We start from the raw sequence: 13,828 nt of genomic DNA, 5'->3' as shown, positions 1-13,828 counted from the left end.
CAAGAACGACGACCCTCAAGCCCTGTAATCGGCTGCGCCTTCGCTGACCTGCTCGGGCCGGCTGTTGCGCCTCAGCCAGTCGGCCAGTTCGTCTTCACCGACCGTGCCGTCCGCCAGACCCAGAAATACCGGGTACAGGTCGGCGTCCTCGGCCAATAGAAGGTATCCGTTCAACTCCAGAAAGACTTCGCAGAGCACCGCGGCTGTTCGCTTGTTGCCGTCGACAAAGGGATGATTCCTGGCCAGTCCGAAGGCATAGGCCGCCGCCAGCGCCGGCGCATCCACTTCGCTGCCACCATAGGCGGCCAACTGCCGAGGCCGGGCCAGGGCCGACTCGAACATCCCGCGATCACGCAGCCCCGACGGCCCGCCGTGTTCGGACAACTGCCGTTCGTGAATCGCTTCGGCCAATTCTCCCGAGATCCAGATCCAGTCACTCATGGCCTACTCCGCCAACTTCTTGAGCAGATTTCGGCGACGGCGCATGACGCGCTCGGCCACGTCCATCTGGCGGGAAAACTCCGGATCGAACGCCGTCAGCGTAATGCCGTCCGGCGTCTCGAGCACCATCACTTCGTCGCCACGCTGAACGCGCAACTTCTCGAGCAACTCTTTGGGCAACACCACCCCGGTGGAGTTGCCGATGGCCGTGAGTTTCAGTTTGCGGGTCATGGAAAGTCCTCCTCGTTTCGACCAGGCCATTATAACGCCTGTAATAACGAATGTAATAACGCCGTGTCTACCTGCCTGAAAGCGCTCCAACACCCTGAAAACATGCGGTATTTCTGGACTTTCCTGGCTTTAAACTGTATACTTGTACAGTATCCAGAAGAGGGCTTCATCATGGCGTTGACAACCCCAATTACCCCCACCCTGTCGCAATCAGAAACCCGCGGACTCGAGGACCGGATCACCGAGCTGGCGGCCCATATTCACGCCGCCAGCTACCGGCTGCTGACCCTGATCCGGCAGTTCGACGAAGCCGCCGGCTGGGCCGATCCGGATATACGCTCCTGTGCACACTGGCTCAACTGGAAATGCGGCATTGGCCTGAACGCGGCGCGCGAGAAGGTCCGGGTAGCGCATTCGCTGGGGGATCTGCCGAAGATTAGTGCGTCGTTTTCCAAGGGCGAGATCAGCTATTCCAAGGTCCGCGCCATGACCCGTGTGGCGACACCGGAGAACGAGGAATTCCTCCTGATGATCGCTCTGCACGGCACCGCCTCCCACGTCGAACGCGCCGTGCGCCAGTTCCGCCGGGCAAAGCGCAACGAGGCACTCGAAGCGGAGAACGACCGGCACGAGCGCCGGCGCGTGACCTGGCGCATGGACGAGGACGGTTCCTTCCTGCTCCACGGCCGCTTCACGCCGGAACAAGGCGAGCGCATCATGAAGGCCGTCGACGCCGCCATGGACGAGATCGAGGCCGAGCAGCAGGACGTTACCGCTGAAGCGTCACCCGAACCGGATATGAGCAAGCCACTGCCCTGCCCGATCGAGCAGCGACGGGCCGATGCGCTGGAACGCCTGTCCGACGCCTTCCTGTCCGGTGACCACGGCACGGTCAGCGGCGGCGACCGCTGCACGGTGCACGTGCATACCGATGTGGACACCCTGCGCGAGAATGGCGAAGGTGCCGAATCCACGCTGGACAACGGCGGAAACGTTTCAGCGGAAACGTCCCGGCGCCTGGCCTGCGACTGCGGAATCGTGCCGTGGGCGGAATCCGACGACGGCGAGACCCTTAATGTGGGCCGCAAGACCCGCTCGATCCCGCCGGCGATTCGCCGCGTACTCCAACGACGCGACGGCGGCTGCCGATTTCCGGGCTGCACGGCGCACAAGTACGTCGACGCCCATCACATCGTCCACTGGGCCGACGGCGGCAAGACCAAGGTCGACAACCTGGTCACCCTGTGCCGCCACCATCACCGCGCCGTGCACGAAGGTGGTTTCGACGTCCGCATGGGTGCCGATGGCCAACCAGAATTCACCGATCGCCAAGGCCGGCACATTCCCGAGGCGCCGAAACCACGTTTCCGCGGTAACGCCTTTGCCCTGATGACGCAGAACCGCCGCGCCGGCGTCGACGTTTCAGCGGAAACGTGTGTGCCAGCCTGGGACGGCGAGCCGATGGATGATGATCTAGTGGTGGAGAGTTTGTACCAGATGGAATCGGCAGGGACAGGCTAGTCGTTCAAGCTCCTTTGTTGGCGGTCAGCGTGACTCGGGCCAGGAGCACGGTCCGGAGGATCGCCACACCGGCAGCCAGACCGCCGCTGATGGTCAACATCCATGCCAGGTCTGGTGCGAACAGAAATACGCCCCAGAGCGTCGTGTCATTCAAGTTGGGAAGGGCGACCAGTAAGCCATAGCAAAGCAAGAGCAGCAGACCAATGGGAACACCCACCCTCCAGAGCAATTCCCGGACATCGAACGGATATTTCAGCGCGTTCAGGGAACCCGTTGCATAGCTTCGAATGAGCTTGATCGCCCATACTGCCAGGGCACCAATCAGGATCACGAGAAACAGCAAGAACGCCAGGTCCTTCGTGCCCGGGCCGTCTTTGCCCGGCTCGCTTCCGACAATCATTTGCAACGGGCCTTGCGTCAGTGCACCGACTCTCGAAAAATGAAACCCGCCACTGCGGGCATTGGCCATGACGGCCAAAGCCGTCCTTTCCTCCGGAAAGATCGTCATGACATTCGTGGCGCCCGGGCATTGTCCGGTATGCCAGAACACTGCATTCCCATTGGGTTCCGAGTACCGCCACCCCATTTCACCCGGGCCGGATCCATTCTCACGCACGGTATCGAAGAGCAGCTCGAACGTTTCAGCGGAGAGCAATCGGGAATCCTGATTCATCCGCTCCCGCTCTACAGCTTTCCTCTGAAATACTGGGAAGGCCGCTGAGATATTCCTTGCACCTTGAGATATAAACGAATGCCTAGTTTTGTTAGCGAGAGCTCAAGATGATTGCTCCAGGCACCATCGGATCCACTTTGCCAAACATCAAAGGCATCCTGCTCTACAGAGTCATAGGACTCCCTTCTTCCCTCGGATAGATCTGTTTGGCAGATCGTTAAACCTAGCAATTCGAGGTGTGCAATTGCTTCATCGACATCCTCAAAATGCTTTAGTCCGGACATCCGCCTCAATTCACCTGGCTCAGTGAATACGGGAAGCGCCTCAACCAGATTCTCCGCTCTTGTGATCCTCCACTCACTATTATTGCAAACGTATCGAAAGATGCGCGCCTCAGCGACGGATACTTTCGACAGTATGTCGAGGTAGAAAACTCCAGCATCGACACCATCATCAAAGCAAGATGCAGCGAACAGCCCTGCCCACATTTTCTGAATATCTTCATCATCAGACCACGACCCTTCTTCATAGATCTTGTGTAAAATTCTTGGATGAATGTTTGGGTTCTGGTCCGTTCCCTGCTGCTCGACGAGTTTTTCAGCCTTCTGAGCGATTCGGACAAAGTTTTTGTTTCGCCAGTGCTTTACAGTGTCGCGTAGCATCTCCCCGAACTCTTCAGCGGCCGGGAGACAAATTCGGCTGAGGAATGCGCCCGTGCCATCAACGGCGCCCTTCGCAACGGTATTTAAGGGTTTATCGCTCGCGTTCGCCATCTCAACCTCCTCGGAAATCCAACGCTTTAGCCAAGCAACGCATGTTTTAGTGAACTATTCGAACCTCCATCATTTCATTCATACAGTCAACTTGAAGATGATAGGAACTACCGTCCTGCCAAACCTTAGCTTTAGGGCGATACTTGAACCGCCCCGGGTTTCGCGGAGGCTCGTTGGTTTAAGTCAGGCTTCAATAGCGGCCTGACTGTTTAACTGCCGGTAGTAGTTTGCCTCAACTTCTGCCGGCGGGATATATCGCAGCGGTTCCATCAGCCGCTGGTGGTTGAACCAGGATACCCATTCCAGCGTGGCCAGCTCTACAGATTCCATGGTTTTCCAGGGGCCGCGCCGATGGATCAATTCCGCTTTGTACAGACCGTTGATGGTCTCGGCCAGGGCATTATCGTAGCTGTCGCCCTTGCTGCCCACCGACGGATCGATGCCGGCCTCGCCCAAGCGTTCAGTGTAGCGGATCGACACATACTGCGAGCCTCTGTCGGTGTGGTGAATCAAGTTCTCAGAGTCGCCAGGCTGACGGGCATAGAGCGCCTGCTCCAGCGCATCCAGCACGAAGTCCGTGGTCATGGTGCGACTGACGCGCCAGCCAACGATACGCCGGGCAAAGACATCGTTAACGAAAGCCACATACAACCAGCCCTGCCAGGTGGAAACGTAGGTGAAGTCCGATACCCAGAGCTGGTTCGGACGATCTGCGGTAAACTGTCGGTTGACCCGATCCAGCGGACAGGGCACCGATCGATCGGGCACGGTGGTGCGAACCGTCTTGCCACGACGCGCGCCCTGCAGGCCCAGACGGCGCATGAGCCGCTCCACGGTACAGCGCGCCACGGGAATGACTTCGCGGTTCATCTGCTTCCAGACCTTATCGGCGCCATAGACCTGCATGTTGGCATCCCAGACACGCTCGATGTGCGGAATCAGCACTTCATCGCGCTTGGCCCGGTCACTACGCAGCTCTGGATTGCGCTGCCGGGCCGCATGGCGCCGGTAAGCGGACGGGGCAACCTGCAACACTCGGCAGATCGGCTCGACCCCGTAGGTATCCCGGTGCTGATCGATGTAGGCGTTTATGACCTCAATTTGCGGTCGAGCTCTGCCTGGGCGAAAAAAGCGCTGGCCGTTCGCAGGATGTCATTGGCGCGCCGTAATTCCTTGTTCTCGCGCTCCAGTTCCTTCATGCGCTGCGCCTCGGCCGTCGTCGTCCCGGGCCGCTCACCCGCATCGACCTCGGCACGCTTGACCCATTCCAGCAGCGTCTGTGGCATGCAGCCAATTTTTGGGGCAATCGACTCTACGGCCGCCCACAGCGACGGATACTCGCCACGGTGCTCTTGCACCATCCGCACCGCTCGCTCTCGGACCTCAGGGGAAAACTTCTTTGATTTGTTCATGGCTCCATTCTCTCAGATACTGGAGTCTCCTCAAAACCCGGGGCGGTTCAGTGCCCGGTTGAACCCTTTCCTAGGCCGATCATTCTGGTTACCGCCGAGGATCAATGCGGCGCAATGAATTATGGCGACGAGGCTTTTGCACTGCGACCTCCGTTTTTGTGATGAGTACTTCTTGAAGCGCATTCTGGGACGGATTGAAATGTATACTCACGAAGGACGTGAGGTTACGCTTAGAGTACTCTTCGACAACTCTCAGAAAATCCTCATTCAGATCGAATGCGTTTGCAATCTTTCTCGCTGCGTCTCTTGCGTCTTCGCTGGTGGCCTCGCCACTACTGAACCTCCGCAATTCTTCAACTATGGTTTCTGCGAGATTCCGCACTAAGTGTTCATTTTTCCTTAGTACTTTCTTGACCTCCTTAGTAACGCGATTGAGTTCTCGCTCATTCATACCGCTGCTCGAAGGCTGTTGTTCGCCCAACAACGGGAAACGAGCCTTCCCAGGGCTATTGTGAAGCCTCTTCTCAAGATGAACGTTTTCCCAGTTGGTGCTTTGACCATCACCCGCTTGGTGAGTGTCAAATGTCACGTCTTGCCCGTTAATTAGCCCGCCAAGCTTCGTCATTTCGCAAGATATTCCTAGCCTATATAATAATCAAGTTGTGAAGGTGTCTTATATCGACATATACAGTCATTTAGCCTCATAGTGCGAGCTTGTAATTCGACTTTCCGTTTTTGCCTGCATTCGGTGCCGGTCGAGGGTGTAGCGCAGTCGGGTTCAGTGGTGGTGACTGGTGCTGTGTGGAGTGGTGGAAACTGATGGGACCCCATGTCGGTGTCAATTCCCTGCTTGGTTCAATTTTGCCGGAAAGGGATTGTTGACGCAAATCACTTCTGTGGCGCTCCGTGGGTGGCCGGAATAGGCTGGTGGCGGGAAGTTGCGGAGTCATGTTGATGGCGCCTGGGTCATGGCTCTTGGGCCTCGTAGGTGGCGGGGGATTCGGCGGCCATGGGAAGTTCATCCCCGGTGTCGGTTTCCGGTTGCCAGTCGCGGACGTCGATCTTGCCGGTGACGGCGGCGGATATCAGGGCAGAGCGGCGTTCGTTGAGAAGCGAGATCGCGTCATTGGCTTCTTCGATTAACGCTTGGATGCCCCGGAGAGTCTTTGACGTTAGATCAAGAATTTCCCTCTGTTCAGAGACCGGCGGAACCGGTACGAGACAGGACATCACGTTGCTCGAGGAAATGGATGCTAGGTTCGTGCTCTGCTTCGAGTACAAGTAGAAATAGGCTCGCGCTGAGGTGCTCCGGGAGAAGGTTGTCACCGCCTTCGTTCATCAGGACATCCCCCCGTTGTAACGAGTACCGATCAACTTCAGTCTTCGATACCTGAACCCTCTTGAGTTCGGTCAAGTCGACATATCCATCTTGTACATTGGCAACCCTCAAATATGCGGCTTCAACCAATTGTTCTGTCGAAGGGTATCGTTTACCAATGGCGATCCCACCCCTTATCTCAGCGAAGTGGCGCAATGCTGAAACAGACCAATGCGCCGGCACTTCACCCAGCCACTCCACGCCGGAGTCTTTCATTGGAGCGTCGGAGTCGAGGCCTTTGGTGACGGCGTGGGAGTTGACGGCCTGGCGTTTTTCCTTGAGCAATTCGATCAGGCGTTGCTGTTCTCCGATCAGGGCGTCGATCTTGGCGGTTTCGTGGTCGAGGAACTTACAAATCGCCGCTTGCTCGTCCTTTGGCGGCACTGAAAGCAATATCTCACCAATCAAAGTGCCATTGAGGTTGGCCAAACCAGTCGTAGAGCTAGATAGAAAATCGAGTTGCTGACGTGCAACATCGTTGTTCATGAAATACCAGGCGAGGCGTGGCTTTAGCGAATCGGTTGTACGAATCCGCTGCATGAAGTTTCCAAAGCAGCACTGTAATTCGGCCACTTCTGAATCGACCAGTGTCGTTTTACCAATGTGCTTGGAACTTCCACTGGACTTGGTGACCAGCAAATCACCCAATTTTAGGCGACTTGAGTACATTTCTAAAGTTGTGAGACTCCGTAAAGCAGGATCTTTGATGCACCAGTGGCCATCAACTGTCTGCTCTGTCGATCTAAGAACAATGGCATCATTTTCTCCAGTTGGATCATTGCCCCATACCCCGCCGTCGTTGCTTTCTATGACCCACTTGAATGGCATTGCCTGCCAGTGACAGGGGACCTCTCCCAAGCGTGGATTACCAGATTCCTTGTACTCCGGATACCTTGAAAAACTCACACCGAAATCTCCTCGATCATCTGCTTGATGCGGTCGGTGCAGGCTTTCAGGTCGGCGTCGATCTCCTCCAGGGGGCGTGGGGGGACGAATTTGTAGAAGTGGCGGTTGAAGGGGATTTCGTAGCCGACGATGCCGGGCTGGTTGTCGTGGGGGTCGCGTTTTTCTTCGTCGATCCAGGCATCCGGGACGTGGGGTTTGACCTCGCGTTGGAAGTAGTCGTGGATGTCCTGGTCGAGCGGGACGTTTTCGTGGTCGCGCAGGTCGGTGTCGGGTTCGGGGTTGCCGTGCTTGTCGGTGCAGGTCTCGGCCGTGTCGTCGCGTTCGGACAGGGCGTTTAGGACGGCCTTCTTGACCGGGGCTCGGGGCTTGGTGCCCTGCTCTTTCAGTGCGGCTTCGAGGTCTTTGGTGAACGCCTCACGGTTCTTGTAGACGGTTTCGGGGTTGAGGCGGCGGCAGGCAGCTTCGATGGCTTGCTGCTCTTTGTCTTCGAGCTTTTCGATGGTGCGTTCACTGGCCAGGCGGGCCAGGCGTTCTTCGCTGGCCTGGAAGTTGAGCTTTAGCGGGCGTTCGACGGTGATGCGGCGGTAGCCGAAGGTTTTGGTGTCGAAGATTCTGCTTTCCTCGCCTTCGGCGAAGTCGCCGTAGCGGCGGACGATGGTCTCGATTTCGGGTTCGTCGAGCCAGCGGCGCTTGGCGCCGAGGGACTTGCGCATTTTCGAGTAGTGGTCCGTTGCGTTGATGAGCTGGACCTTGCCGCGGCGCTTTCTGGGTTTTTTGTTCGACAGGATCCACACGTAGGTGGCGATGCCGGTGTTGTAGAACATGTCGGTGGGCAGGGCCACGATGGCCTCGACGAGGTCGTGTTCGAGCAGGTAGCGACGGATTTCGGACTCGCCGCTGCCGGCCCCGCCGGTGAACAGCGGTGAACCGTTGAGGATGATGCCGATACGCGCCGGACCCTGGGCGGCGTCGTCCATCTTGCTGACCAGGTGCAGCAGGAAAAGCAGCGAGCCGTCGGACACGCGAGGCAGGCCGGGGCCGAAGCGGCCATCAAAGCCGTCGTGCTTGTGCTCACGCTCGACCTCGCGGCGCACGGCCTTCCAGTCCACGCCGAAGGGCGGATTGGCCAGCAGGAAATCGAAGCGCTCGCCTTCGTGCTGGTCGTCGGAGAGCGTGTTGCCGAGCTTGATGTTGTCGATGACCTGGCCCTTGATCAGCATGTCGGCCTTGCAGATGGCGTAGGACTCGGGGTTGAGCTCCTGGCCGTGCAGGGAGACGTCGACGTCTTCGCTGATCTGCTTGATGTAGGCCTCGGATTCCGACAGGAAACCGCCGGTGCCGGCGGCCGGGTCGTAGATGCGCACGATGGCGCCGGATTTGAGGCGCTTTTGCTGGTCGGTGAAGACCAGCGAGGTGGTCAGGTGGACCACATCGCGCGGGGTGAAGTGCTCGCCGGCGGTTTCGTTGGAGTCCTCGGCGAACTTGCGGATGAGCTCCTCGAAGACCACCCCCATGGTGAAGTTGTCGAGGCGCTCGGGACTGAGGTCGGTGGCGGCAAAGCGCTGGACGACGGGATAGAGGATGTTGGCGGCGTCGAGTCGATCGACGAATTCCTCAAACTTGAAGTATTCAAAAATCTCGCGGGCCTCGGGACTGAAGGACTCGACGTAGGCCATCAGGTCGTCATGGGTCTGGGTTTCCGACAGCGTGCCCAGGCGGAATTCGGACTCGTTGTAGAACTCGCGGCCGGCGGCGCGCTTGAGCATGCGGTGGCGGGTGCCCTCGGGCTTGCCCTCGGCCAGCGCGGCTTTCTTTAGGACCTTGTTGCGGGTGGGCTCGAGCACGCATTCCAGGCGCCGCAGCACGGTAAACGGCAGAATAACTCGACCGTACTGAGAGCGCCTGAGCGTGCCGCGCAGCAGGTCGGCGACGGTCCAGATGAAGCCGGCGAGATTTTCCTGGTTCAAGGTTTTGGTCCCCGTTAGTGCGCCCGTGATTGTTGCCGATCGTGGCGGCGGCTTGCAATGGCCGGAGCGGCTATTGTCGACCCGATGGGTGCGCTGACCGGCTCCAGGCGACCAGGCCCGCCAGGGCGAGCAATGCCGCGATGTCGAGCAGCCACCACGAATGCGGGAACAGCAGGACGGTGGAAAGCACGGCGAGCAATCCTCGCGACGGCAACGAGAGCGGACCCTCCAGCCAGCCCTCGAACACCCCGGCCATGGCGTAAAGCCCGGCCAGCGCGAATCCGGCGACGATCAGCACTTCTGGCCAGTCGCCATGAATCAGCGGGGTGTAGGCGAACAGCAGCGGAATGATGTAGAGCCCCTTGGCCAGTTTCCAGGCGGTGAATCCCGTGGCCATCGGCTTTTCGCCGGCGATGCCGGCCGCCGTGAAGGCGGCCAGGGCCACCGGCGGGGTCACGTTCGAGTCCTGGCTGAACCAGAACACGATCATGTGGGCGGCGAGCAGTGCGCCGGTCAGGACGGCCGGGTCGAGCAGGTCATCGGCGACGGCTCGCTGCAGTTCGGGTGTCAGCGCCGTGACCAGCTCGCGCGCCTGGTCGGGCGGCATGGGTGAGCCCAGCAGGCCCTCCACGCCCGGCCGGGCCATGACGATGGCCTCGCGCGCCATTGTGGTGATTTCGCCGCGAACCAGCGCCTCGACCAGGTCGGTCTGGAGCATCAATCCGTAGAGCGTCGGCGCCGAGATCGCCGCCAGCACGATGTAGGCGGCGGTCACCGGCAAGCCCATGCCGAGGATCAGCGAGGCCAGCGCCACCAGCGCCATTGCCACGAGCAGACTGGCGCCGGCCCAATCGCCGATCATGATCGAGAAGGTATTGCCGATGCCGGTGGTGGTGAGCACGTTAACGATCAGGCCTACGGCAATGAGCAGCATTGCGGTCGGCGCCATGGTGCGCGCCCCGGCGCCCAGCGCCTCGACGATGGCCAGCGGCCCCATGCGCACCGGCGTCAGCCAGGACGCGGCGATCACCGCCACGATGGCGATGCCGGCGGCATAGACTGGCGTGAATCCGGCCATCAACAGCCCGATCAGTACCGCCAGCGGTAGCAGCAACGGCCAGCCCCGGCGCATGGCCTGCCCGATCGGGACACCGTCGTCGTCGTTTTGGGGTGCGAGGTCGAGCCGGCGCGCGCGGATGCGAACGAAGAACCCGAGCGAGAGAAAGTAGAGCAAGGCCGGGACGAGTGCGGCGGCGATGATGGATAGATAGGGAATGCCGGTGAAGTTCGCCATCAGGAAGGCCCCGGCGCCCATGACCGGCGGCATCAGCTGCCCGCCGGTCGAGGCGGCTGCCTCGACCCCGCCGGCGAAGCGCGGCGAAAAGCCGGCGCGCTTCATCATCGGAATGGTAATGACGCCGGTCGAGGCGGTATTGGCCACGGCCGAGCCGGTGATCGAGCCCATCAGGCCCGAGGAAGCCACCGCCACCAGCCCCGGCCCGCCGGTGATCCGACCGGCCGCGGCGCGCGAGAGCGCGATGATGAAGTCCCCCGCCCCGGAGCGCAGCAGGAACGCGCCGAGCAGGATGAACATGAACACGTAGCTCCAGGAGATGCGGGCGATCGAGCCGAACATGCCGTCGGAGGTGTAGACCGCGCGAAACAGCATGGTTTCCAGGCTCAGGCCGGGAAACGCGAACACCCCGCCGATAAGATCGCCCCACCACACCGCATAGCTCAGCAGCAGAACGATCAGAAGCGGAATCAGCCACCCGGCCGTGCGCCGGGTCAGTTCGATGGCCAGGACGACCACGCCCAGGCAGGCCAGCCAGTGGCCCCAGTCAAAGCGGAGCCCGCGCTCGTAGAGCGGGGTCTCGAGCCACACGACGGCGACGACGCAGACCACGAGGACCAGCCCGGCCGCGATATCCAGCCAGGCGAGTCGACCGGCACGGCCGCGCACGGCTCCGCCGGCCGGAAACAGCACCAGCGCCAGCGTCCCGAAACCGACGAAGTGGAACGCCGCCACCCACAGGTCGGGCAGCATCACCACGGTGTTGATCACGATATGCAGCGCAGCGACCAGCGCGGCATATACGAACACCGCCACCGACACGGCCGGCGGCAGATCGCGCCCGCCGTCGAGCCCGCTGCGCCGCGCGCTGTCGGTCAGTGCCTGCCACCCCTTCGAGCTCACGGCCCGTCCACGGCGAGTTCCGGCGGCAGGAGCCGTTCGGGAATGTCGAGCCCGATCTCGCGGTAGAAGCGCACCGCGCCGGGATGCAGCGGCACCGGCAGGCCGTCGAGCGCCGTCTCCGGCTGCATGACGCGGGTGGCGGCATGGAAGGCGTGCAGGAACGAGAGATTGTCGTAGAGCGCGCGCAGCACGCGGTAGACGTGCTCTTCGGGCACCTCAGCGGTGGTCGCCAGCAGGTTGGCCTGGCCGATGGTGCGCACGTCGCGGTCCTGGTGCGGATAGGTGCCGGCCTCGATCTCGACGAAGCGGTAGAGCCCCGGGTAGTCACGGTTGACGGCGGCCAGGTGCGACTGGCCGAAACCGAGCAGCACGGCCTCGTCACCACTGGCGGCCATCACGCGCGTGACTGCGCCGACGGGCACGCCGGCCGGCGTGTTCATGCCGTCGATCATGCGGTTGCGAAAAGCGTCGGCGCTGGCGCCGTAACCCTGGTAGACCAGGTCGAAGCGCTGGTCGGGGTCGAGCTCCAGCGCGGACAGGATATGTCGGTTGGAGCCCTCGGTGCCCGAATAGCGCGCGCCGATGGAAAAACGCCGACCGGTCAGGTTCGCCAGGTCGGCGACCGTTTCGGTTTCGGCGAACTCGCGCCGGATGACGAAGTGTTCGACGTTGGGCCACAGGGCCGTCACGCTGCGCAAACCGTCAAACGGTTCTTCGCCGGAAAGCCGGCCGCTTCCGTTCCAGGCCCAGGCGCCGTAGAGCCCCTGGAGAATGGCGAACTGCGCCTCGCCCGAGCGCATCAGCCGCAGGTTTTCCTGCGAACCCGCGCTGCTGATCGCCGCCAGCGCCACCCCGTGAGGCTCGGCCAGCACCTGCTTCGTGAGCGTGGCGATGGCGACACCGACCGGGTAAAAGGTCCCGCCGGTCGTGGCGGTGGCCAGGATATAGGTACGCGAATCGTCGCGCTCGGCGCCACCCTGCCCGGCCAGGCCTGCCGCGATCAGCGCCCCCGCGACCACGAAGACCAGCAGAAAAACAATTCGACGTTGCATGCGGGCATTCTGTCTGGAATCTGGCGAGAAAGCACGCACGCCATCGGCCCCGACTTCAGTCCTGCCCGGCCAACTCCCGCACCCGCCGGTTAACCCAGGCCCGGGTGGCATCCGAGCAGCTTCGCGGGGCGTGGTCCGGGTTGGGCCGGTGGCGCGGGGGTGGCATCAGGTGCAACGGGGTGAGCTCCGAGGTCGATCCAGCCTCTCGGAAAAAGTGTGCGGCCCGGCCCAGATCCCGCATCAGCGAGCGGCGGCTTATCTCGCTGATCGGCAGGTCGTTGATCCGCCAGTAGAGCAGCTCGATGCCGCAATCGAGGTCTCGCCAGAAGTCGATCGCGGCCCGCCTGCGTTTGCCGTCGTCTCCGTCAAGCCAGGCATCGATACGCTCAAGCGTCGGCATGGCGCTTAGCGGCCGAATAACGCGATCGGGCGACCCGACGCGGTGGCGTTCGCGCAGGGCCAGCTCCCAGGGCTCAGTCAGGCTGCAATGGCTGGCCTTCGGCGCACCTTCATCGTTTCCCCGCGCGAACACCAGGTAGATTCGATCCATGCGGAATGGATAACCGCAGGAAGCCTGTGAAGCCATGGTCTCAAGGTCGAAGCGATCCCCTACCTCGCCCTTCCAGACAGCGTGAATTTCGAACGTATAGGTTTCGGGGGCATCGCTGCGGTAAATCCGTCGGGCTCTGCCGTTGGCGATCTGCCAGCGCGCTTCCTGCTCCTGGTAATCGACAACCCGTCCGGCAAACACTGCTACCGATCGCTCGAATTCGGCTTGCCACCCGAAGCCTTGAACGTTGGGTCGGCAGCTGCAACCGATGGCCGACCCGGCAACGAGGATCGCGGCCGATGTAACCAGGAGCCGGGCAAGAGTACGTCTTTTCATTGAAGCAGCAAAAACAGCCAATGTAAACCGACGCTACCGGCTGAGCGCGCGAGAGTCAAAACGGGCAGCGCGGGGAAGTCCGTCATGGTCGGCACGGACGGCAGCGCGTGAGTTCTCAATCGGAATACGCTTCCCCGGATTCCTGCAGTCGGGAACCGCACAAGGGATTGGCGTAGTCCACTCCCCCGAAGCGGCGGAAGTCGTGGTCGGCTGAATACAGCGTGGCGTTGTACTCGATCGCCAGGGCGGCCAGGCGGGCGTCATTGGTCAGGTTGCCGGCCGTGCCGTAGCGCCGGAGTAGTCGCGGGACTGCCCTCGCGTTCGAGCGCACCCAATGAGCCGAGCGAGGCTGGAAACCGACCCTGCGGTAGAATCCGGTCATGGAGCCCGT

The 13,828-nt window shown here is 61.1% G+C and carries 14 protein-coding genes and 1 other annotated feature; of the genes, 1 reads left to right on the top strand and 13 read right to left on the bottom strand.

The annotated features are described in order from the left end of the window. Positions 1–15: 15 nt before the first annotated feature. Complete coding sequence (locus tag ACDC67_RS04865) at positions 16–441, bottom strand: type II toxin-antitoxin system death-on-curing family toxin (protein ID WP_376691081.1); 426 nt, start codon at positions 439–441, stop codon at positions 16–18. A 3-nt stretch (positions 442–444) separates the two neighbouring features. Then, positions 445–672: an AbrB/MazE/SpoVT family DNA-binding domain-containing protein gene (locus ACDC67_RS04860; protein WP_376691080.1), complete on the bottom strand. Its 228-nt coding sequence runs from the start codon at positions 670–672 to the stop codon at positions 445–447. A 171-nt stretch (positions 673–843) separates the two neighbouring features. On the opposite strand from ACDC67_RS04860, the gene ACDC67_RS04855 reads away from it, so the two are divergent. Continuing rightward, positions 844–2,193: an HNH endonuclease signature motif containing protein gene (locus ACDC67_RS04855; RefSeq protein ID WP_376691078.1), complete on the top strand. Its 1,350-nt coding sequence runs from the start codon at positions 844–846 to the stop codon at positions 2,191–2,193. A 4-nt stretch (positions 2,194–2,197) separates the two neighbouring features. Here the strand turns inward: ACDC67_RS04855 and ACDC67_RS04850 are convergent, their stop codons facing one another. The 11 genes from ACDC67_RS04850 to ACDC67_RS04805 all read right to left on the bottom strand — a co-directional run bounded on the left by ACDC67_RS04850 (position 2,198) and on the right by ACDC67_RS04805 (position 13,819). After that, a complete protein-coding gene (locus ACDC67_RS04850; RefSeq protein WP_376691077.1) occupies positions 2,198–2,866 on the bottom strand; it encodes a serine hydrolase domain-containing protein in 669 nt (222 codons plus the stop codon). Between the two features lie 11 nt (positions 2,867–2,877). Then, a complete protein-coding gene (locus tag ACDC67_RS04845; protein WP_376691076.1) occupies positions 2,878–3,639 on the bottom strand; it encodes an Abi-alpha family protein in 762 nt (253 codons plus the stop codon). A gap of 183 nt (positions 3,640–3,822) precedes the next feature. Next, positions 3,823–5,051, bottom strand: a protein-coding gene (locus tag ACDC67_RS04840) for an IS3 family transposase (protein ID WP_376691075.1) whose coding sequence is annotated in 2 segments (ribosomal slippage) — positions 3,823–4,772 and positions 4,772–5,051 — 1,230 coding nt in all. Because the reading frame shifts where the segments join, the coding sequence is not laid out codon by codon here. Beyond that, positions 4,657–4,773 (bottom strand) — a sequence feature (AL1L pseudoknot). It overlaps the preceding gene by 117 nt. 88 nt (positions 5,052–5,139) lie before the next feature. Further along, a complete protein-coding gene (locus ACDC67_RS04835) occupies positions 5,140–5,676 on the bottom strand; it encodes a hypothetical protein (protein WP_376691074.1) in 537 nt (178 codons plus the stop codon). A 341-nt stretch (positions 5,677–6,017) separates the two neighbouring features. Then, positions 6,018–6,281, bottom strand: a complete 264-nt coding sequence (locus tag ACDC67_RS15900) for a hypothetical protein (RefSeq protein WP_459117371.1) — start codon at positions 6,279–6,281, stop codon at positions 6,018–6,020. Beyond that, on the bottom strand, positions 6,247–7,335 hold the full coding sequence (locus tag ACDC67_RS04830) for a restriction endonuclease subunit S domain-containing protein (protein ID WP_459117370.1): 1,089 nt from the start codon (positions 7,333–7,335) through the stop codon (positions 6,247–6,249). The genes ACDC67_RS15900 and ACDC67_RS04830 overlap by 35 nt, the downstream gene beginning before the upstream one ends. Next, a complete protein-coding gene (locus ACDC67_RS04825) occupies positions 7,332–9,302 on the bottom strand; it encodes a type I restriction-modification system subunit M (protein WP_376691072.1) in 1,971 nt (656 codons plus the stop codon). The genes ACDC67_RS04830 and ACDC67_RS04825 overlap by 4 nt, the downstream gene beginning before the upstream one ends. Positions 9,303–9,372: 70 nt before the next feature. Further along, the gene (locus ACDC67_RS04820; RefSeq protein WP_376691070.1) at positions 9,373–11,499 is read right to left on the bottom strand and encodes a TRAP transporter permease; all 2,127 of its coding nucleotides are present in this window, start codon (positions 11,497–11,499) and stop codon (positions 9,373–9,375) included. Further along, positions 11,496–12,551, bottom strand: a complete 1,056-nt coding sequence (locus tag ACDC67_RS04815) for a TAXI family TRAP transporter solute-binding subunit (protein WP_376691069.1) — start codon at positions 12,549–12,551, stop codon at positions 11,496–11,498. Before ACDC67_RS04815 ends, ACDC67_RS04820 begins: the two co-directional genes overlap by 4 nt. 55 nt (positions 12,552–12,606) lie before the next feature. Further along, positions 12,607–13,437 (bottom strand): hypothetical protein, encoded by an 831-nt coding sequence (locus ACDC67_RS04810; protein WP_376691067.1) that lies wholly within the window; start codon positions 13,435–13,437, stop codon positions 12,607–12,609. Positions 13,438–13,552: 115 nt separating this feature from the next. After that, positions 13,553–13,819, bottom strand: a complete 267-nt coding sequence (locus ACDC67_RS04805; RefSeq protein WP_376691065.1) for a PIN domain-containing protein — start codon at positions 13,817–13,819, stop codon at positions 13,553–13,555. Between the last annotated feature and the right edge of the window lie 9 nt (positions 13,820–13,828).

The organism is Wenzhouxiangella indolica (assembly GCF_042310355.1).
GTDB lineage: Bacteria > Pseudomonadota > Gammaproteobacteria > Xanthomonadales > Wenzhouxiangellaceae > Wenzhouxiangella.
The sequence above is the reverse complement of the archived record's forward strand: the minus strand, read 5'-3'. Positions and strand labels throughout refer to the sequence as shown.

Coding starts and splice junctions, on each gene's coding strand:
- ACDC67_RS04810 (WP_376691067.1), bottom strand. CDS start 13,437: ATGAAAAGACGTACTCTTGCCCGGCTCCTGGTTACATCGGCCGCGATC.
- ACDC67_RS04865 (WP_376691081.1), bottom strand. CDS start 441: ATGAGTGACTGGATCTGGATCTCGGGAGAATTGGCCGAAGCGATTCAC.
- ACDC67_RS04805 (WP_376691065.1), bottom strand. CDS start 13,819: ATGACCGGATTCTACCGCAGGGTCGGTTTCCAGCCTCGCTCGGCTCAT.
- ACDC67_RS04835 (WP_376691074.1), bottom strand. CDS start 5,676: ATGACGAAGCTTGGCGGGCTAATTAACGGGCAAGACGTGACATTTGAC.
- ACDC67_RS04850 (WP_376691077.1), bottom strand. CDS start 2,866: ATGAATCAGGATTCCCGATTGCTCTCCGCTGAAACGTTCGAGCTGCTC.
- ACDC67_RS04845 (WP_376691076.1), bottom strand. CDS start 3,639: ATGGCGAACGCGAGCGATAAACCCTTAAATACCGTTGCGAAGGGCGCC.
- ACDC67_RS04815 (WP_376691069.1), bottom strand. CDS start 12,551: ATGCAACGTCGAATTGTTTTTCTGCTGGTCTTCGTGGTCGCGGGGGCG.
- ACDC67_RS04860 (WP_376691080.1), bottom strand. CDS start 672: ATGACCCGCAAACTGAAACTCACGGCCATCGGCAACTCCACCGGGGTG.
- ACDC67_RS04855 (WP_376691078.1), top strand. CDS start 844: ATGGCGTTGACAACCCCAATTACCCCCACCCTGTCGCAATCAGAAACC.
- ACDC67_RS15900 (WP_459117371.1), bottom strand. CDS start 6,281: ATGTCCTGTCTCGTACCGGTTCCGCCGGTCTCTGAACAGAGGGAAATT.